Source organism: Pseudalkalibacillus sp. JSM 102089 (genome assembly GCF_041366475.1).
GTDB classification, from domain to species: domain Bacteria; phylum Bacillota; class Bacilli; order Bacillales; family Guptibacillaceae; genus Guptibacillus; species Guptibacillus hwajinpoensis_B.
On the sequence record NZ_JBEWYW010000001.1, the window covers coordinates 562,716 to 581,357 of the forward strand.

Annotated in this window: 20 protein-coding genes; 2 read left to right on the forward strand and 18 right to left on the reverse strand. The window is 41.3% G+C overall.

Annotated elements, in window-relative coordinates; translation table 11 throughout:
* Positions 1–6: 6 nt before the first annotated feature.
* The 3 genes from ABVF21_RS02785 to smc all read right to left on the reverse strand — a co-directional run bounded on the left by ABVF21_RS02785 (position 7) and on the right by smc (position 5,015).
* Positions 7–336, reverse strand: a complete 330-nt coding sequence (locus ABVF21_RS02785; RefSeq protein ID WP_194221400.1) for a putative DNA-binding protein — start codon at positions 334–336, stop codon at positions 7–9.
* 101 nt (positions 337–437) lie between these two features.
* On the reverse strand, positions 438–1,433 hold the full coding sequence (gene ftsY / locus ABVF21_RS02790; protein ID WP_194221399.1) for a signal recognition particle-docking protein FtsY: 996 nt from the start codon (positions 1,431–1,433) through the stop codon (positions 438–440).
* An 18-nt stretch (positions 1,434–1,451) separates the two neighbouring features.
* A complete protein-coding gene (gene smc / locus ABVF21_RS02795) occupies positions 1,452–5,015 on the reverse strand; it encodes a chromosome segregation protein SMC (protein ID WP_303531258.1) in 3,564 nt (1,187 codons plus the stop codon).
* Positions 5,016–5,260: 245 nt separating this feature from the next.
* On the opposite strand from smc, the gene ABVF21_RS02800 reads away from it, so the two are divergent.
* A complete protein-coding gene (locus ABVF21_RS02800) occupies positions 5,261–5,485 on the forward strand; it encodes a DUF1128 domain-containing protein (protein ID WP_226612818.1) in 225 nt (74 codons plus the stop codon).
* A 46-nt stretch (positions 5,486–5,531) separates the two neighbouring features.
* Here ABVF21_RS02800 and rnc read toward each other — a convergent pair whose 3' ends face one another.
* From rnc to ABVF21_RS02855, 11 genes are all read right to left on the reverse strand, one after another.
* Positions 5,532–6,323: a ribonuclease III gene (gene rnc, locus ABVF21_RS02805; RefSeq protein ID WP_194221396.1), complete on the reverse strand. Its 792-nt coding sequence runs from the start codon at positions 6,321–6,323 to the stop codon at positions 5,532–5,534.
* 115 nt (positions 6,324–6,438) lie between these two features.
* Positions 6,439–6,672 (reverse strand): acyl carrier protein, encoded by a 234-nt coding sequence (gene acpP, locus ABVF21_RS02810; RefSeq protein WP_048309824.1) that lies wholly within the window; start codon positions 6,670–6,672, stop codon positions 6,439–6,441.
* A 66-nt stretch (positions 6,673–6,738) separates the two neighbouring features.
* On the reverse strand, positions 6,739–7,479 hold the full coding sequence (fabG, locus tag ABVF21_RS02815) for a 3-oxoacyl-[acyl-carrier-protein] reductase (RefSeq protein WP_194221395.1): 741 nt from the start codon (positions 7,477–7,479) through the stop codon (positions 6,739–6,741).
* A gap of 3 nt (positions 7,480–7,482) precedes the next feature.
* The gene (gene fabD / locus ABVF21_RS02820) at positions 7,483–8,424 is read right to left on the reverse strand and encodes an ACP S-malonyltransferase (RefSeq protein WP_371017444.1); all 942 of its coding nucleotides are present in this window, start codon (positions 8,422–8,424) and stop codon (positions 7,483–7,485) included.
* Positions 8,425–8,426: 2 nt separating this feature from the next.
* Positions 8,427–9,422, reverse strand: a complete 996-nt coding sequence (gene plsX, locus ABVF21_RS02825; RefSeq protein WP_371017445.1) for a phosphate acyltransferase PlsX — start codon at positions 9,420–9,422, stop codon at positions 8,427–8,429.
* A 17-nt stretch (positions 9,423–9,439) separates the two neighbouring features.
* A complete protein-coding gene (fapR, locus tag ABVF21_RS02830) occupies positions 9,440–9,997 on the reverse strand; it encodes a transcription factor FapR (protein ID WP_303531250.1) in 558 nt (185 codons plus the stop codon).
* A gap of 122 nt (positions 9,998–10,119) precedes the next feature.
* Positions 10,120–12,150 (reverse strand): ATP-dependent DNA helicase RecG, encoded by a 2,031-nt coding sequence (gene recG, locus ABVF21_RS02835; RefSeq protein ID WP_303531248.1) that lies wholly within the window; start codon positions 12,148–12,150, stop codon positions 10,120–10,122.
* A 10-nt stretch (positions 12,151–12,160) separates the two neighbouring features.
* Positions 12,161–13,048 (reverse strand): L-serine ammonia-lyase, iron-sulfur-dependent, subunit alpha, encoded by an 888-nt coding sequence (gene sdaAA / locus ABVF21_RS02840; RefSeq protein WP_303531247.1) that lies wholly within the window; start codon positions 13,046–13,048, stop codon positions 12,161–12,163.
* A 20-nt stretch (positions 13,049–13,068) separates the two neighbouring features.
* Positions 13,069–13,731, reverse strand: a complete 663-nt coding sequence (gene sdaAB, locus ABVF21_RS02845; protein ID WP_303531246.1) for an L-serine ammonia-lyase, iron-sulfur-dependent subunit beta — start codon at positions 13,729–13,731, stop codon at positions 13,069–13,071.
* A 107-nt stretch (positions 13,732–13,838) separates the two neighbouring features.
* Entirely contained in the window at positions 13,839–15,515 is a 1,677-nt protein-coding gene (locus tag ABVF21_RS02850; protein WP_371017446.1) for a DAK2 domain-containing protein, read from the reverse strand.
* A gap of 22 nt (positions 15,516–15,537) precedes the next feature.
* Complete coding sequence (locus tag ABVF21_RS02855) at positions 15,538–15,903, reverse strand: Asp23/Gls24 family envelope stress response protein (RefSeq protein WP_194221387.1); 366 nt, start codon at positions 15,901–15,903, stop codon at positions 15,538–15,540.
* Between the two features lie 395 nt (positions 15,904–16,298).
* Here ABVF21_RS02855 and rpmB point away from each other — a divergent pair, with 395 nt between their 5' ends.
* The gene (rpmB, locus tag ABVF21_RS02860) at positions 16,299–16,484 is read left to right on the forward strand and encodes a 50S ribosomal protein L28 (protein ID WP_098443343.1); all 186 of its coding nucleotides are present in this window, start codon (positions 16,299–16,301) and stop codon (positions 16,482–16,484) included.
* 47 nt (positions 16,485–16,531) lie between these two features.
* On the opposite strand, the gene spoVM is transcribed toward rpmB, so the two are convergent.
* The 4 genes from spoVM to rpe all read right to left on the reverse strand — a co-directional run bounded on the left by spoVM (position 16,532) and on the right by rpe (position 18,640).
* Complete coding sequence (gene spoVM / locus ABVF21_RS02865; protein WP_048309835.1) at positions 16,532–16,615, reverse strand: stage V sporulation protein SpoVM; 84 nt, start codon at positions 16,613–16,615, stop codon at positions 16,532–16,534.
* 98 nt (positions 16,616–16,713) lie between these two features.
* Positions 16,714–17,370: a thiamine diphosphokinase gene (locus tag ABVF21_RS02870; RefSeq protein WP_194221386.1), complete on the reverse strand. Its 657-nt coding sequence runs from the start codon at positions 17,368–17,370 to the stop codon at positions 16,714–16,716.
* Complete coding sequence (thiT, locus tag ABVF21_RS02875; protein ID WP_194221385.1) at positions 17,367–17,918, reverse strand: energy-coupled thiamine transporter ThiT; 552 nt, start codon at positions 17,916–17,918, stop codon at positions 17,367–17,369. The genes ABVF21_RS02870 and thiT overlap by 4 nt, the downstream gene beginning before the upstream one ends.
* Before the next feature lie 74 nt (positions 17,919–17,992).
* Positions 17,993–18,640 (reverse strand): ribulose-phosphate 3-epimerase, encoded by a 648-nt coding sequence (rpe, locus tag ABVF21_RS02880; protein ID WP_303531240.1) that lies wholly within the window; start codon positions 18,638–18,640, stop codon positions 17,993–17,995.
* Positions 18,641–18,642: the final 2 nt, after the last annotated feature.

Below are 18,642 nucleotides of genomic sequence, written 5' to 3' on the forward strand. Positions count from 1 at the left end.
CGCCTCCTAATCCAGTTTTTCAAGCGATGTAATCAACGGCAGCGCCTTCGAGTGTTCATTCTCACTCGCGATCGCTTCTCTAAGCTTTTCTAACAGCTCTTGCCTTTTGATATAACGCTCGAATAGCAACAGTTTTGCTTCATATTCTTCAATCATTTGTTCAGTTCGCTTAATGTTATCATAGACAGCCTGACGGCTAACTTGAAATTCTTCTGCGATTTCACCAAGTGAATAATCATCAAGGTAATACAATGCCATATAATTACGCTGTTTCGGTGTTAAAAGCGACTGATAAAAGTCGAATAACGAGTTAATTCTCATCGTTTTCTCTAGCATTGTTAACAGCCCCTTGTTAAGGTAATCACCTTTACGTTAATTATATTACTATGCGTCATTTTATTTGTCAAGATTTTTTCTTAACACAAATAATTTAGAATTTATTCTTCGTTTTCTTCCTCTTCTTCAATGATTGAGGAGAAGAGTCCGTATACGAATGTATCAGGATCAAACTCCTGCAAATCATCCATTTTCTCCCCTAGACCTACGAGTTTAACAGGGATATCAAGTTCGTGTCGAATGGCAAGCACGATTCCACCTTTTGCTGTTCCATCGAGCTTGGTTAACGCTATGCCAGACACGTCTGTTGATTGTCCAAATTGCTTCGCCTGACTCATCGCATTCTGTCCTGTAGTAGCATCTAGAACGAGAATCACCTCATGTGGACCCGATGGTACTTCACGTTGAATAACACGTTTTACTTTTTCGAGCTCATTCATAAGGTTTACTTTGTTCTGAAGACGCCCCGCTGTATCACAAAGCAATATATCTGCGTTCCGTGATTTAGCAGATTGCACAGCATCGAAAACAACTGCTGCTGGATCTGAGCCTGCTTGGTGTTTTATTACATCAACTTCAGCTCGTTCCCCCCATACTTCTAATTGCTCGATTGCTCCTGCTCGGAACGTATCCCCCGCTGCAAGAACCACTTTCTTTCCTTCTTGTTTAAACTTATGTGCAAGCTTTCCAATAGTAGTTGTCTTTCCTACCCCATTAACTCCAACGAACAAGAAAACCGTTAAACCTTCTTCTTGTACATTAAGAGAGCCATCTTCATCGGACTTATGAAGAAGCTCTGCTAACTTTTCTGAAATGACGCTTTGCAGTTCTTTCGTATCTTTAATGTTACGCGTTCTCGCTTCATCTTTTAATACGTCAATGAGATCCATTACAGTCGCAACACCGACATCGGCACTTATAAGAAGCTCCTCTAGCTCTTCGAAAAAATCTTCATCAACTTTGCGATAGTTTTTTACGAGGTTATTCATTTTTGTTGAGAAAGACGTTCGTGTTTTCTCAAGACCGTCTTTAAATTTCCCGCTTACTTCATCTGTTTGTGTTGTGAACTTGTCTTTTAACTTTTTAAAAAAACTCACGTTTAATCCCCCTACTCATTATTGCGATATTAATTGCTTCGATTCTTCTAGTCTAACGGAAACGAGTCGGGATACACCTGACTCTTGCATGGTAACGCCATATAGAACATCAGACTCTTCCATTGTACCTTTTCTGTGTGTAATCACAATAAACTGCGTTTTTTCACTAAATTGCTTTAAATATTTCGCAAATCGATTGACGTTCGCATCGTCTAGCGCTGCTTCTACTTCATCCAGAACGCAAAACGGAACAGGTCGAACTTTTAAAATCGAGAATAAGAGAGCGATGGCCGTGAAAGCTCGTTCTCCTCCCGATAGAAGCGCTAAATGTTGAAGTTTCTTTCCTGGCGGTTGCGCTAATATATCCACGCCTGTTGAAAGAAGATTATCCGGATCCGTTAGTACGAGATCTGCTTTACCTCCCCCAAACAATTCCTTGAAGACAATTTGGAACTGCGCTCGTATTTTAGTAAATGTATCTTCAAAGCGCTTTTTCATCTCTTGATCCATTTCCTCAATCACATCATACAGTGTTTTTTTCGCTTGAAGAAGATCCGCTTGCTGTTCACTAAGAAATGTATAGCGATCATTCACTCGTTCATACTCATCTATCGCACCAAGATTAACGGTACCAAGCTCATCAATTTCTAGCTTAATGAGCTTTAGCTTACGCTTAGCATCTTCAGGTTCCAGTGTAAGAATGTGCTTTTCTTTCGCCGCTTCATAAGTCAGTCCATACTCTTCACTTAAAATAGCTAACCTGTTCTCAAGTTCCACATCAAGTCTGTTAATCCGCACCTCAACGGCCTGCATTAATCCCGAAAGCTGCTTTTCCTCTGCGATTAATAGATCGAGCTTGCTACTGACAGATTCAATCTCCTGTTGTAAAGATAACTTCACTTCACGTTCATTCTGTAGTGTTGTAAGAAGCTTCTCTTTCTCTGATCGGAATGAGACGATATTTTGGTCAAGCTTCTCCTCACCATTAGAATTGGAAGACATAGCTTCTGATAGGAGCGTAAATTCTTCGGTTGTTTCGGTTAGCTGAGCATTCGTTTCACTTTGTTCAGACGTTAAGCGGTCGAGCGTCTCTTTCTGATTCTGGAATGATTGCTGGTGCTCCGCCACTTTCACTTTAAGGTCTGTGATCTCAGTTTGAATTGTCTCACGAGACGTTTGCTGCGTTTGTTTCTTTGCAGTCAGGTTCTCGATCTTACCTTCAAGTTCTTCTGCTTGTTGAGTAATCACCTCAAGACGTTCGGTCAAATACCCGTGTCGCTTCTGATGAGTTTCTACTTCCTCATCGATCGCTTTCTTTTCTCGATCGTATAGCTGTAAACGTTCGTTTGTATTCCGTTCGTCTCCTTCAATTGCTCTCAAATCACCAAGAAGAGACTGTTCTTCAAGTCTAAGGTTCTCTCCTCGTTCACGCATTTCATCAAGATTCTCTTCAAGATCAGCTAATATTGCTTTATCCTGTTTAATCTCCTGCTCGACTACAGCGGTCTTCTTCTGCATATCATCAAGCTTGTTGATCAGTAGTTCAAGATCTCGCTGACGACTTAGAAGCGATGATGATTTTTGCTTCACACTACCTCCGCTCATAGAACCGCCTGGATTAACCACATCCCCTTCAAGGGTTACGATGCGCGTTCGATATTGCATGATTTTTGCAAGTTCGTTTGCACCCTTTAGGTCTTTAGCTACGAGAACGGAGCCTAATAAATTCTCCATCACTGCTTGGTACTTCGGATCGTACGTGATGAGTTCGGAAGCCACGCCTACGAAAGCTTCATTTTGCTTCACACGTTCTAAATCATAGTTCGAAATTTTTCTGGATTTCACGACTGACAGTGGAAGGAAGGTGGCTCTTCCGGAACGGTTCTTCTTCAAGAATGAGATCGCCTGTCTTCCTGCAGCCTCATCACGAACAACGACATTCTGCATCGCACCGCCAAGGGCCGTTTCAAGCGCTGTCTCTACATCTTTAGGTACTGTTATTAGTTCCGCAACTGCCCCTTCGATCCCGGTAAGGTCTTCGCGAGCTTTGAGTACTTCTTTAACACCCTGGAAGAAACCAGCATAATCGTCCTGCATTTCTTCTAACATTTCTTTCTTAGACTTATATTGTTGAATATATTGATAAGCTTGATAAAGCTTAGATTCTTTCTCACCAAGCTCTTTCTTTTTCTCTTCCACGTCATGCTTGCTTTTATAGAAGCGTGACACGTGCGCTTCAAGTAGCTTCTTGGATTCGGCTAACTTGGCAGAACGCTCCTCTTTCTTTTCGTCCACAGCGCTTCGTTCTTCAATGTATTTATGATTATCTCCATCGAGTCGCTCCTTACGCTGATTAAGAACAGAAAGCTGATCTTGAAGATAGCGGTTTTCGTTACGAATCGACGCTTGTTCGTTAAGTAGCTCGAAGTAATCCGATTTCATACGATCAAGTTCTTGTTCAATGTCTTGCTCAATATCAGAAAGAAGCTCTGTTTCTTTTTTAAGACTGGCCTTTAAGTCACTTAATTCTTTCTTTTGCTGATCAAAGCGTTTATAGTGATGCTCAATTTCTTTCTCATAATAACTTTTTTTCTCTTGTAAAAACGTCATACGCTCACTCAAATTAGTGCGATTTTGATGCGCATTTTTTTTCCGTTCCTTAAGCACTTCTTTCTTTCCTTCAAGCTTCTCTAACTCTTCACTCGTATCAAGGAGCTGCTGCTGATAAGCTTCTAAATTACGCTCAGACTGATCAAGCTTCAATCTGATATTCGTTAGCTCGTCTTTCTTAACCTTAATGGAATCGCCGAGACTGCTTTCTCTCTCCTTTAACGAATCCAATTCAGCTTTCTTTTGCTTCCATGATTGATGATACTCTTCAATTTCATGAACCGTTAGTGCCGCTTCAATCTTTTCCAAGTCTTCTCGCTTTTGCAAGTAATCTTTGGCGATCGATGCCTGCATGCGGAGTGGTTCAACTTGATCTTCCAGCTCATAAAGAATATCCTCGACGCGATGGAGGTTATCTTCCGTCTCTTTTAAACGAGTTTCCGCCTTCGTCTTGCGGGTTTTATATTTCAACACGCCCGCAGCTTCTTCAAAAATCTTGCGACGTTCTTCAGATTTGCTACTAAGAATCTCTTCAATTCTACCTTGACCAATAATGGAAAATGATTCTTTCCCTAACCCAGAATCCATGAAGAGCTCAATGATATCTTTTAAACGACATGTCTGGTTATTTAATAAATACTCGCTATCTCCTGATCGATATACACGTCTTGTGACACTAACCTCATTATAGTCAATCGGTAGATATTGATTTGTATTATCAAGCGTAAGCGTTACTTCTGCTAAGTTAACCGCTTTTCTCGTATCGCTCCCTGCGAAAATGATATCTTCCATTTTAGCGCCTCTAAGTGACTTGGCTGATTGTTCACCAAGTACCCAGCGAATGGCGTCATTTATGTTGCTTTTGCCGCTCCCGTTCGGGCCGACAACTGATGTTACTCCTGGGACAAACTCAACTGAAATACGATCGGCGAATGACTTAAAGCCGACTACATCTAATCGTTTGAGGAACATCATCTTTCCCCCTCATCTGTTTCATCTATGTATGCGAATCAAAACGTTTGGTTTACTTTTTTCACTAACTGTCTTATTTTATCATAAAACAATGACCTCTACGATACTGAGCTGAGACATGTTACAATAAGGAAAACCCTAAAGCAAGACAATGATTCTCTCATTGTTACTTGATTGGGAAATGGTACATAGCATGGCGACATGTCGTCATTAATTAAGTCAAATGAATAAGGCAGGTGTTACGAATGGATCTTTCCATTAAATCAGAAGAAAATCTAGCATTTATGGTCGAGAGCATTAAAGAAAAAATGCAGGTCATCAATTCTGGCATGATTAAGCCAGAAGCATTCGATTTATCTTCTTATGAAGATATTCATGAAATCTATGTGATGTTAAACAAAAAACAATCACTTAGTGTTGCAGAAATGCAGGCAATCTTAGCTGAACTAGGCAAATTGCGCGCATCCTAAATCGTTAGTTAAAAGAGAATGAATCTAATGAAAAAGAATCCTGGCATCAGGATTCTTTTTCATTACGATCTTTTAAGTTTATAAGTGCTTTTTGAGCAGCCATTTGTTCTGCTTCCTTCTTTGAGCGTCCGACCCCAACACCAAGATCACTTCCATTTAACATAACTTTCGAGGAGAACTCTCTGTTATGTGCGGGTCCTTTTTCATCGGTAATAACGTAATCAATCACGCCAAGGCTTTCACGCTGAATAACTTCCTGAAGCTGGCTTTTATAATCCATCACATGAGAAAAAGCACCGGCGTTAATTTTGGGATAAACAAACTTCTCAAGAAATTCAAAGACGACTTCAAGACCTTGATCAAGATACAAAGCACAGACGAATGACTCGAATACATCAGCAAGAAGGGCAGGGCGCATTCTACCACCCGTCATCTCTTCTCCTTTGCCAAGAAGCACGAGATGTCCAAAATTCATGTCATTTGCAAACTGAACAAGTGATGGTTCACAAACAATTGCCGCTCTTAGCTTCGTTAGCTGGCCTTCACTCATATTCGGGTACTTTTCATATAAGTATCTTGATATCGTAAGTTCAAGTACGGCATCTCCAAGAAATTCAAGACGTTCATTATCCATCTGCGGATGCAGTCGATGCTCATTCACATAGGATGAATGGGTAAAAGCTTGAAAAAGAAGCTGTTCATTTTCGAACGATACACCAATTTCCTTTTGAAAAGCAGTGAATTGCGATCTGATTGCCTCTCCAACCACGAGTTGTCGTGAATGCTTAGGTTTGAAACGTCTGGCTCTCGTTTTTGGTGAATGTTTTGATTTGGACATAGATACCTCCACGACTTATCACTATCCTCTTTGTACTCTGGAGCTTTAATCATTAATAGGAATAAACCCCCAGGCTAGCGAGGTTTATTCCACAACTTCAGGATGATCCTGAAGATTATTGATGGCTGTTTATGTAATCAATTACATCGCCAACTGTTACAATTTTCTCAGCATCTTCATCGGAAATTTCAAGATCAAATTCATCTTCAAGTTCCATGACTAATTCCACTACATCAAGGGAATCGGCACCAAGGTCGTCTTTGAAAGAAGCTTCTGGTTTAATTTCAGATTCTTCAACTCCAAGACGATCAACAATAATTTTTGTTACACGCTCTAGTGTATCTGCCATTAGACTCACCTCCCCTCAAGCTATTATAGGATATATAAAACAAAAAAACTAGATGTTGTTGAAAAGTTACATGATCATGCCGCCGTCAATATGAAGCGTTTGACCTGTAATATAATTGGCATCGTCAGAAACGAGAAATTTCGTTGCTTTAGCGATGTCCTCAGCTGCACCGAGTCTTCCAAGTGGAATTTGTCCTTTCATTCCGCTTTTCACTTCATCAGAAAGTTCGTCTGTCATATCAGTTTCGATGAAACCAGGTGCAAGCGCATTAACCGTAATGTTGCGACTAGCAAGTTCTTTAGCAGTTGTTTTCGTTAATCCGATTACGCCTGCTTTCGCTGCTACGTAGTTAGCTTGACCTGCATTCCCAGCTACACCAACGACAGATGCTACGTTTACAATGCGACCATAACGCTGTTTCATCATTTGACGAGTAACGGACTTCGTACAGTTAAAGACACCTTTTAAGTTTGTGTCGATAACGGAATCCCACTCTTCTTCCTTCATACGCATAATGAGATTATCACGTGTAATGCCGGCATTATTCACAAGCACCTCAAGACTTCCGAAAGTTGAAACAACTTCCTTAATCATGCCCTGAACTTCTTCCATGCTTGCTACGTTTGCTTTAATCGCAATCGCATTTCCACCAGCCGCTTTAATTTCGTCTACAACGCTATTTGCTTTCGCTTCACTTCCTGCATAATTGACAGCTATGTTCATGCCCTCTTTAGCAAGCTCTAATGCAATAGCGCGTCCAATACCTCGGGAGGCTCCTGTTACTAGAGCCGTTTTATTTTCAGCCATCGTTTATTCCTCTCCTAACTTAGCAATGAGTTGATCGAGTTGTTCTGGAGTTCCGACTGCATGAACAGATGCACGACGGTTAACCTTTTTGACTAGACCTGAAAGAACATTACCTGGACCAATTTCAATAAACGTATCAACACCAAGGTCCATTAGTTTTCTTACCGTATCTTCCCATAGAACAGGTGAATAGATTTGCTCCAATAAGTGGTTCTGAATCTCTTCAGCAGAAGTAGATGGTTCAGCCGTTACGTTAGCAATGACTGGAATCGATGCATCCTTTATCTCAATTGCTTCAAGTATGCCAGATAGCTGGTCTGCAGCAGGCTTCATAAGACTAGAGTGGAACGGCCCACTTACTTGAAGTGGAATCACCCGCCTAGCGCCCTTCTCTTTTGCTACTTCTGAAGCTTTCTCAACACCTGCTTTGGCGCCTGAAATGACAATTTGTCCAGGACTATTTAGGTTTGCAAGCTGCACAGTATCAGTAGAAGCCGATACCTCGTCAACTACTTGTTGTAACTCCTCTCGCTCCATTCCCATAATGGCTGCCATTGCACCTTCACCTGAAGGAACTGCTTCTTCCATATAAAGCCCCCGGTTTCTAACCGCAAAAACGGCATCGGAAAAGGATAGAGCACCTGAAGCGACAATGGCAGAATATTCCCCAAGACTATGACCAGCCGTATAATCAGCTGTAATGCCTTTTTCGCGAAGAGCTTCAAGAACTGCCACGCTCGTCGTCACAAGAGCGGGCTGTGCATTTTCCGTTCTCGTTAGCGTCTCAATTGGACCGTTCATAATCAATTTAGTTAATTCAAAGTTTAAGCGATGATCTGCTTCTGTAAATACATCTTTCGATACAGAATAAGCTTCCATAAAATCCTGTCCCATCCCGACAGCCTGTGAACCTTGGCCGGGGAATAAAAAGGCTGTTTTTCCCATAATTACTCTCCTTCCTCTTTAACAAGAGATGATTGAATGGCGGTCACAACATTTCCAGTGACCATCGTTCTAGCTTGTTTAATCGCACTGAAAACAGCTCTTCCATTTGAAGATCCGTGCGCTTTAATAACAGGAGCGTTTAAACCAAATAAGCCTGCTCCACCGTACTCTGAATAATCTAGCTTCGTACTTAAATTCTTCAGCTTCGGTTTTAATACTCCTGCTGCTAATTTACTTGTAAATGAGCTTGTGAGCTCTTCTTTTAGCATCTTAAACATTGTGAGAGCCGTTCCTTCAATCGTCTTTAATACTAGATTCCCTGAGAACCCATCACAGACGACGACATCCGCTTCATTACCAAGGATGTCCCTTGACTCTACATTTCCAACAAAGTTCAATCCACTTTCTTGAAGCAGTGAAAAGGCCTGTTTGCTTAGCTCATTCCCTTTACCTTCTTCTGTTCCAATGTTCAAAAGACCTACGCGAGGGTTCTCGATACCTCGTACTTTCTCAGCATAAACCGAGCCCATATGTGCGTATTGGAGAAGGTGCTCTGGTTTCGCATCCATATTGGCGCCAACATCAAGTAGCACAAAACCAGCTTCGTCAATTGTTGGGAGCGTAGGAGCTAATCCTGGACGATCAATGCCCTTAATACGGCCAACGTAGAGCAATCCAGCTGCCATTAACGCACCAGTATTACCAGCTGATATAGCCGCATCTGCCCGACCTTCCTTTACTTCGTTCACGGCTAAAACCATCGAAGCGTTTTTCTTTCGTCGAACAGCTTTTACTGGTTGATCTTCTGATGATATGTATTCTTCCGTATGTAATACCGTGATTCGATCCATGTTTCCTTTTAATAGCGGATTGATTTTCGTTTCGTCTCCTACAATCGTTACAGACAAATCACTAAATGCTTCAATCGCTTCATATACCCCATCTATGATGGCATCAGGTGCGTTGTCTCCACCCATTGCGTCAATTGCAAGTCTCATTTTCAAACAACTTCCCTTCAGGATTTAGTCGAGCGATACATGACAAATTCACCAGAAAAGACATTCTCATTCTGGACGAAGCTATTCACTTCAACCGTTGTCCGGTCTTTCCGTTGATCTATCACTACAGCTTTCGCAACTACTCGCTCTCCTTCATTCACCTGACTTGAAAAGCGAATATTTGCTTTTGCTGTCAGTGCAAGTTCATCATCAATTATAGCAACAGCAAGTGAATTCGCCTGCGCAAAAAGGTGATGTCCTCTTGCGATTTTGTTTCTTGAAAAAACGTGTTCAGGGCGAATGTCCAATATGGAAATCGCACTTTCATCAAGCTGTAGATCGATCACCTGACCGATTACTTCATCAATCGGAAGTGCTTTCACCTCATCAAGCTGCTGTTGTGCCACATACTTAATTCGTTCTCTTAATTCTGGAATGGAGAGCTCAAGACGATCGAGTCTGATGGTTTGAATGCTCACATTAAATTTATCAGCAAGCTCCTCATCTGTGATAAAGGGAGTGCTCTCAATCGTTTCCTTTAGCTGACTTTGCCGATCTTTCTTACTCCTCTTCATATACTACCGCCGCCTATCTAGCATTAATAAACGGATAAAGAGGATCAAGTTGATCCTCTTTATCTCAGTCTTATGACTAGGTCCTAAAAGGTAGTATATACCGAGCATGTTGATTATGCAAGCTAATCCAATTTTTCTCCACTTAAAACGCCCTGCTCTGTCAGATAGTCTCGTAAACTGCGGTATGTCCCATCTTCCCAAAATGCGGTGGACTCTACGAGAGCAGCTGCATCATTTCGAGCTACTTCTAGCACGCGATAATCATGCACCAGGTCGGCTACTTTAAATTCAGGCAAACCACTTTGTTTACGTCCAAAAAAGTCTCCAGGTCCTCGAAGTTCTAAATCACGCTGAGAAAGAACAAAGCCATCATTCGATTCTGTCATAATTTGCATTCGCTCTTTGCCTACTTCAGATTTCGGATCTGCTAGTAATATGCAATAAGATTGCTCACTTCCACGACCTACTCGACCTCTCAGTTGATGAAGTTGAGCAAGACCAAATCGTTCTGCATCATAGATTACCATAATTGTCGCATTTGGGACGTTTACCCCAACCTCAACAACCGTTGTAGATACAAGAAGCTGGACGTCATTCGTACTGAATTCCTCCATTACGGCTTCCTTTTCATCTGAGCTTAGACGTCCATGCATTAAACCTACTTGATAGTCAGGCAATGCTGTTTGCATTTGAAAATGAACATCAATCGCATTTTGTACATCCAACTTCTCTGATTCTTCAATAAGCGGGCAGATCACATAGCCCTGTCTGCCTTGATCTAATTCTTTTTTCACAAAATCGATAACACGCGGTAGCATTCCTGGCTTTGCCCAATATGTCTCAATTGGTTTACGCCCTGCAGGCATTTCATCTATCGTCGAAACATCCATATCCCCAAATACCGAAATAGCAAGCGTCCTTGGGATAGGTGTTGCCGTCATATAAAGAACATCTGGACTTAGTCCCTTTTCTCTTAGTACTCTGCGCTGCCCTACTCCAAACCGATGCTGTTCATCTGTAATAACTAGGCCAAGATTTTGAAATACCACTTCATCTTGTATTAACGCATGTGTCCCAATTAATAGATCCACTTCTCCAACCGCGAGTCGTTCAAGTATCTCTCTACGCTTCTTACCTTTCACAGACCCAGTTAATAGTTCCACCTTTAGTCTGTTACCTAAGAGATCCTGAAATGATTCGTAATGCTGTTCTGCTAGAATTTCCGTCGGAACCATTAACGCCCCCTGGTGACCAGCTAAGTAAGATGCATATAAGCCAATAGCCGCTACTACAGTTTTACCAGAACCTACATCACCTTGGAGCAGGCGATTCATGCGATAGGAGCTTTCCATATCCTTCAATATCTCTCCTACTACGCGATTTTGTGCACCTGTTAATGGAAAAGGGAGGCTTTGTACAAACTCCTCTAATTTTTCCTTTTCAAAAACTTGTGAAGCTCCTTCAGTGTTTTCACGTTCCCTTTTTCGGAAAATCTGCATTTTCAACTGAAATTGGAGTAGTTCTTCATAAACAAAACGACGTCTCGCTTGCTTAAGTCCTTCATGAGAAGGAGGCGAATGCATCATCAAGACGGCATCCTTCCTTGGCATCAACTTATACCTTTCAAGCATTTGAGGTGGAAGGTTTTCTTCAATTTGTTCTCCAAACTGATTCAAAGCAAGCTGAATATATCGCTTCATTGCTTTCACCGTCACATCTCCACCTACAGGATAGATCGGCTCAATTGTGCCGTCTGGGTTATGACTGGAGAACGTGATTTCATTTGCTGAAAGCGTCATTTTATGTTGATCCCATTTGCCAGTAACAGTAACAATCTGTCCTAACGTAAACTGCTTTTTTAGAAAAGCACGATTAAAAAAAACGGCTGTTATGAGGAATTTTCCTACTAACAGCCTTACGGACAATCGTGATTTTTTCTTTCCATAAAAGCGAACTACCGGTTCACTATGAACTTTCCCTTCAAGTGTAGCTCGCTCTTCATGTTTCACATCAGCGAGATCTTTCAACTCATAATCTTCATAGCGAAATGGAAAATATTCAATTAAATCTTGTATTCTGTTTATGCCGATTGATGAAAGAGACGCTGCTTTCTCATCACCAATTCCTTTTATCTGTGTAATCCGATCGTCCATTGATCTTCACTCATTTCCTATCAAGGGATACTCCAAATATTTTCGCTTCTAACTCTCGGCCAGTTGGCGTTGCTGCAAGTCCTCCTTGAGCCGTTTCTCGAAGAGTAGAAGGCATAGATTGCCCAATTTTGTACATTGCATCAATCACTTCATCACAAGGAATGCGACTTGTAATGCCCGCAAGAGACATATCTGCTGCAACTAGTGCGTTGGAAGCGCCCATGGCATTTCGCTTAACGCAAGGAACCTCGACAAGTCCAGCTACAGGGTCACATACAAGACCAAGCATGTTCTTAAGTGCAATCGCAAACGCATGAGAAGATTGTTCAGGAGTACCACCCATTAATTCTACAATCGCTGCCGCAGCCATCCCAGTTGCTGATCCTACTTCAGCCTGACAGCCACCTGCAGCACCTGAAATGGAAGCATTATTAGCTACAACAAACCCAAATGCTCCTGAAGTAAAGAGGTATCTTACCATCTGCTCTTCTGTAGGATTCACTTTCTCTCGAATTGCAAAGAGTGTCCCAGGCACCACTCCTGCAGACCCTGCTGTTGGCGTCGCACAAATGGTTCCCATCGCTGCATTCACTTCATTCGTAGCGATCGCTTTACTTACCGCATCAAGCATTGTTTGTCCAGACAGTGAATTCCCTGTCTTCATATAGTTTTGAAGCAGCACTGCATCTCCGCCAGTTAATCCTGAATGAGAGCGAACATCCTCATTAATTCCCCGTTCAACTGCTTGCTCCATAACAACAAGGTTATTTTTCATTTGAGCATAAACTTCTTCTCGGGTATTTCCTCTGAAATCCATTTCCTGTTCTATCATAATTTCAGAAATTGGTTTATCTTTCGATTGCGCTAACTCTACTAGTTCTGCTACGTTACGAAACATTCCCATTCCTCCTCTATATCTTAATCGCTAATTTTTGCGACTTGAATAATATTCGGTAATGACTCAACCTCATCTAATACAACTTGAGGGATATTTTGATCCACTTCAATCGTCATCAATGCTTCCTTGCCCTTTTCTTTTCGCGAAACGTTCATATGACCGATATTAATTTCATGTTTTGCTAATGTATTAGATACACCTGCAATGGCACCGAAACGATCATTATGGACTACAAGAATAGCTGGACTGTTCCCTGAAAGACCGAGCGCAAACCCATTTAACTCAATGACTTCAATTTTACCTCCACCTATCGAGATCCCGACAAGCTCAAGTTCACCCTTCTCATCAGTGAGATGAATTCGAGCAGTATTAGGGTGATCTGTTAAGGCATCTTCTTCAGTAAAACGAACTTTGATTTTCTTCTCTTTCGCAATTGTAAGCGCATTCACTATTCGCTCATCGTAAGTATCAAAATCAAGCACGCCACCGATTAGGGCAACATCCGTACCGTGTCCTTTGTACGTTCTTGCAAATGAACCATATAAAGAAATTGTAATTGTCTTTGGCTCACGACCAAACAAATGTCTAGCAACTCGACCAATTCTTGCTGCTCCAGCCGTATGGGAGCTTGAAGGACCAATCATAACAGGACCAATAATGTCAAAAACACTGCGAAACTTCACATTGATGCCACCTTTCACCATATACACTTTATCTCACAAAAGATGTTCTTTACAGAAAAAGAAAACCTGGCTCAAGCCACGTTTCTTTTTCTGCAAATATGAAACATTTATTCCACTGCCATGATATAGCTATATATCGGCTGTTTACCTTCGTGAAGTTCTACTTCTACTTCATCAAACTGCTCTTCAATATAAGCAACAATACTTTCAGCTTCTTCTTGATCTGTATCTTCACCATATATGATCGTAACGATTTCATCATCTTCGGTAATCATAGAAGACAGAAGCGACTTCGCGACTTCAAGACGTTCCTTTTCAGAAACAATAATTTTGCCATCTGCGATTCCCATGAAATCATCTTTCGTAATATCGATACCATCAATCTTTGTATCTCTAACCGCAAACGTAACTTGTCCTGATTTAACAGCTGACAGGCTTTCTTTCATTGCTTCCTCATTAGCTTCAGGATCAACCGATGGATTGAAGCCAAGAAGACTAGAAATACCCTGAGGAACTGTTTTAGAAGGAATCACAATTACATTCTCATCTACGACTGAAGCTGCCTGCTGTGCAGTCATCACAATATTACTATTATTCGGTAAGATAATAATATTCTCAGCATAAACTTCTTCAATCGCTTTAATGATATCTTCAGTACTTGGGTTCATCGTCTGGCCACCTGGGATCACATAATTCGCACCTAAGCTTTCAAACAAAGTAGCGATTCCGTCTCCCATGGAAACCGTAATAATTCCGTATTTTTTTCGTTCCGCCGGCTTCTCCTGCTTAGCAGGCTCGGGACGTTCTTCTTTTAAAATTGTAGAATGCTGCTCACGCATATTCTCAATCTTAATTTTAATTAAGCTCCCGTAATTCTGTGCATACGTCATAATATTTCCCGGGTACTCTGTATGCATATGTACTTTAACGAGATCTTCATCAGATACGACCAAAAGCGAATCCCCATGTTTATCGAGTTCGTTTCGGAATGCTTCCTCATCATATGGCGATTTTGCAAGCTTCTCATTTTCGAATTGAACCATGAACTCTGTACAGTAACCAAATTCAATGTCTTCCGTTTTCATATGACCCTGCGCACTTTTGTGGTGCTCAGCTCTAACGAGTTCGTCCATTTTCTCTTGATCAACGGATGAATCGGGCGTTTCTTTTCCTTCTAGAACCGCTAGAAACCCTTCATAAATAAGTAAAAGTCCCTGGCCGCCTGAGTCAACGACACCGACTTCTTTCAGAACTGGAAGAAGATCAGGAGTACGATTGAGGGATTCTTTCCCCTCTTTAACTACTACCTGCATTAATTCAACCACGTCTGATATTTTCTTTGAAGACTTCACTGCTTTTCGAGCAGCGTCTTTAGCTACTGTAAGAATTGTACCTTCCACTGGTTTCATAACGGCTTTATAGGCAGAATCCACCCCGTTTTCAAGAGCAGCGGCTAGTTCTACACTTGTGATCTCAGACTTTCCTTCGATCGATTTCGAAAATCCTCGAAATAGCTGAGAAAGAATTACGCCAGAGTTTCCCCGTGCGCCCATTAATAATCCTCTTGCAAAAAGAGATGCGACATCTCCTACTTTATCTGAGCTGCTCGATCTAACTTCAGCTGCTCCAGACGTAATTGTTAAGTTCATGTTTGTACCAGTATCTCCATCCGGCACTGGAAAAACATTAAGCGCATCTACCATCTTGGCATTCTTTGAAAGATTGTTTGCTCCTTCAAGGACCATTTGCGCAAAACGCTTCCCATCAATCTTTTGAATCGTCACAGACTTTTCCTCCTAACTCCGTTTAAGGGTTCGTCACTCTAACCCCTTGGACGTATATGTTTACTGAATCAATTGATAGCCCAAGCATTTGATCAAGCTGATATTTCACTTTTGTTTGCACATTGTGGGCTACTTCAGAAATCTTAGTACCATAGCTCACGATAATATACATGTCAATGTTAAGGTCATCGTCTTCTTCTTTGCGAACGACAATCCCTCTGCTAAAGTTATCTTTTCCCAATAGTTCTGTAATACCATCTTTCAATTGCTTTTGTGAAGCCATTCCAACAATACCATAACAATCAATCGCAGCGCCACCTGCAATCGCAGCGACTACTTCCGTCGAAATATCAATCTGTCCATATTGGGTTTTCATTTCAATTGCCATTATATTTCCTCCCTTAGCGATTTGGGTACTGATCTTTTGACTACTTCTATCCTCGTATAGATTCTGTTCATAAAATAATGGCTAAGTTACTGAACGATGAGTAAAACGAATGTTTCAAGCAAATGAGCCAAAATCGAGAATTCAACACTATAAGCTTACATAGCCAAAATAATAAATAAATAAATCCTATGCACAGCTACCGTTATTTTACTACACTATTAGTCATAATAAAAGTTCATCGTATAAAACCTCTAATATGATAAGCTTTTACTGTTAAGTTTTTTTCTTGATAAGACGTGTTAAACATCTTGCATTCACTACACCTACATGATACTATAGTGGAGGATTTATCCTGCACTTCTTGTGCAATGTAGGACAGTAAGGAGGTAGAAACAATGGCTAAATGTGCAATCACTGGACGCAAAACTTCGTTTGGTAACAAACGTTCTCACGCGTTGAATACAACTAAACGTAAATTTGGTGCTAACCTTCAAAAGGTACGCATCATGGTAGATGGTAAACCTAAGAAAGTTTATGTATCTGCTCGTGCTCTTAAATCAGGCAAAATCGAACGCGCATAGTAACATGCAAAAAAGCACCCACACGGGTGCTTTTTTTTGTTTCTAAGCTATTCATTTTTTTTGAAAGACCCTAGCACTGCTCTCACAAAACCGCCGAGAAACTTTGGTAATTTAATCGTATAGAACTTCATATTTCCCCCTCCTCAGAAAGTCAAAGATGGACCCCAGGATGAACAATATGAGAATATAAGATGCATTACTATTATATTCGCCGAAATTAAAATAGTACCTAAACCTGCTCGGCGTCCGAACTTCTTACCACCAATAGTATGCCCTGATTAAATGAATAAGACCCATTTTCCTCGATCAGTTCATTGCTAATACATAAACTTGACCCCCATGAAATATGTCTATTCTTAAGGGGATAACGATATCCAATTAGCGTTAAACCTTTGACTTCAGGAGTAAAGGAGAGAAAAGACATATAGGGAAAACGATGATCCTTTTGGACAGTATATGTGCCAGGCTCTTTCATTTCCAATCGATTTAATTTATCCTCAATAGCAAGCTTCACGTGTGACTTCACGCCCTTAATTAACATCTGAACATTCATCCAGCTATGATCAAGCCTACCACCCGTTACCCCATACATTGTAATCTCTTCAGGATCTTCATCGATGGCCCAATCAAGAGCGATTTCTAAATCTGTGTGGTCCTTTTCAGAAGGATAGACGGTAAACGATAAATCGTGTGACTCCATCCATTCTCTTTCTTCATTGGTTACTGAGTCAAAATCCCCGAATCCATGTTCAGGAATAATGTTGTTTTTCAGAAGCGTATAGACGCCTCGGTCGACCCCAATCCACCTTACATTTCTTTCAGTCAAAAGATGAGTTGGAAGATCTTCTTCCGGCCCTCCTGCAACAATATAAATAGGCTTCCTCATTGCTCATGCACCAGCTTAGGTGCTTGATGTGAGAGCAGCGCCAGGACGACAATTGATACAGCAGCAGTTGGTAACAAATAAGATGCATTATAAAGAAAGGAATATAAGGCCACAGGGGTACCTTCTGGTGCCATTTCGCCGAACCAGATCACCCCAGATATAAAATGACTCACAAGTCGAAGCAATGATCCGGTTAAACAGCCAAGAATGATCATGGTGATGCGCTTCCGTTTCGCCTCGTCAACTTTGACACTAAAAATCCCAGCCATACCGACAACCATAAATGCAATTGGATAATCTAATAGAAATTGAATAGGATGCACATAAAAAGGCGGCACGATTAGAGGTTGTAAAATACCAACTAATAGCCCTGTCGTTAAACCGGCACCAAGTCCTCTTCGATAAGCAATTAGAAAAATAGGTACCATTGCTAGCGACACAGAGCCGCCATTTGGCCAAAGCCTGAGTGATAATAAGTCTAAAATCACTCCAACCGCAGCCATTAAAGCTATTTCTACAAGCAAAAGAAGTCGATTATCTTTCTTCATGAATCATAATTCCTCCATAACCTAAACTTTTGTATAAATTCTTATTAAAAAACAGCGGGAGGAGCCCCGCTGTTTTATGATTGACGTATCTGATCAATGGCTGCTTTCCGATCAGAATGATTATAAATGGCTGAACCCGCTACGAGAACAGTGGCACCTGCTTCAATACATGCACGAGCCGTCTCCGCGTTCACACCACCGTCTACTTCGATTTCAGGAGCTACACCAAGAGAATCTGCTAACTGCTTCGTTTCCGTAATCTTCGCAAGAACTCTCTCAATAAAAGCTTGACCACCAAAACCTGGGTTGACCGTCATTAATAGAACTAGATCTACATCCTCAATCACGTGCTTAATGGAATCAACCGGCGTCGCAGGATTAATCACAACACCCGCCTTCACACCTTTACTTTTAATGAGCTGAATAGTGCGGTGGAGATGCGGACAAGCCTCTGCATGGACGGTCAAAATATCTGCTCCAGCTTCAGCAAACTCTTCGATATATTGGTCAGGATTTTCTATCATAAGATGAACATCAAGCGGTAGTGATGTCACTGGACGAAGAGCTCGTACGATTGGTGCACCAATCGTAATGTTCGGAACAAAATGACCGTCCATCACATCTACGTGAATATAGTCAGCACCTGCTGCTTCTACGTCTTTTACTTCTTCACCTAATCTGGCAAAGTCTGATGCCAAAATAGAAGGGGCGATTTTTATCATAA

What these genes read in the sequence shown, in the direction of transcription:
- sdaAA (WP_303531247.1), bottom strand. Translation starts at nt 13,048, where the DNA reads ATGTTTCGTAACGTAGCAGAACTAGTAGAGTTAGCGCAATCGAAAGAT.
- plsX (WP_371017445.1), bottom strand. Translation starts at nt 9,422, where the DNA reads ATGAGACTTGCAATTGACGCAATGGGTGGAGACAACGCACCTGATGCC.
- spoVM (WP_048309835.1), bottom strand. Translation starts at nt 16,615, where the DNA reads ATGAAGTTCTATACGATTAAATTACCAAAGTTTCTCGGCGGTTTTGTG.
- fabD (WP_371017444.1), bottom strand. Translation starts at nt 8,424, where the DNA reads ATGGGAAAAACAGCCTTTTTATTCCCCGGCCAAGGTTCACAGGCTGTC.
- ABVF21_RS02785 (WP_194221400.1), bottom strand. Translation starts at nt 336, where the DNA reads ATGCTAGAGAAAACGATGAGAATTAACTCGTTATTCGACTTTTATCAG.
- smc (WP_303531258.1), bottom strand. Translation starts at nt 5,015, where the DNA reads ATGTTCCTCAAACGATTAGATGTAGTCGGCTTTAAGTCATTCGCCGAT.
- fapR (WP_303531250.1), bottom strand. Translation starts at nt 9,997, where the DNA reads ATGAAGAGGAGTAAGAAAGATCGGCAAAGTCAGCTAAAGGAAACGATT.
- fabG (WP_194221395.1), bottom strand. Translation starts at nt 7,479, where the DNA reads ATGGCTGAAAATAAAACGGCTCTAGTAACAGGAGCCTCCCGAGGTATT.
- ABVF21_RS02870 (WP_194221386.1), bottom strand. Translation starts at nt 17,370, where the DNA reads ATGAGGAAGCCTATTTATATTGTTGCAGGAGGGCCGGAAGAAGATCTT.
- recG (WP_303531248.1), bottom strand. Translation starts at nt 12,150, where the DNA reads ATGGACGATCGGATTACACAGATAAAAGGAATTGGTGATGAGAAAGCA.
- thiT (WP_194221385.1), bottom strand. Translation starts at nt 17,918, where the DNA reads ATGAAGAAAGATAATCGACTTCTTTTGCTTGTAGAAATAGCTTTAATG.
- ABVF21_RS02800 (WP_226612818.1), top strand. Translation starts at nt 5,261, where the DNA reads ATGGATCTTTCCATTAAATCAGAAGAAAATCTAGCATTTATGGTCGAG.
- rpe (WP_303531240.1), bottom strand. Translation starts at nt 18,640, where the DNA reads ATGATAAAAATCGCCCCTTCTATTTTGGCATCAGACTTTGCCAGATTA.
- acpP (WP_048309824.1), bottom strand. Translation starts at nt 6,672, where the DNA reads ATGGCAGATACACTAGAGCGTGTAACAAAAATTATTGTTGATCGTCTT.
- rpmB (WP_098443343.1), top strand. Translation starts at nt 16,299, where the DNA reads ATGGCTAAATGTGCAATCACTGGACGCAAAACTTCGTTTGGTAACAAA.
- ABVF21_RS02855 (WP_194221387.1), bottom strand. Translation starts at nt 15,903, where the DNA reads ATGGCAATTGAAATGAAAACCCAATATGGACAGATTGATATTTCGACG.
- rnc (WP_194221396.1), bottom strand. Translation starts at nt 6,323, where the DNA reads ATGTCCAAATCAAAACATTCACCAAAAACGAGAGCCAGACGTTTCAAA.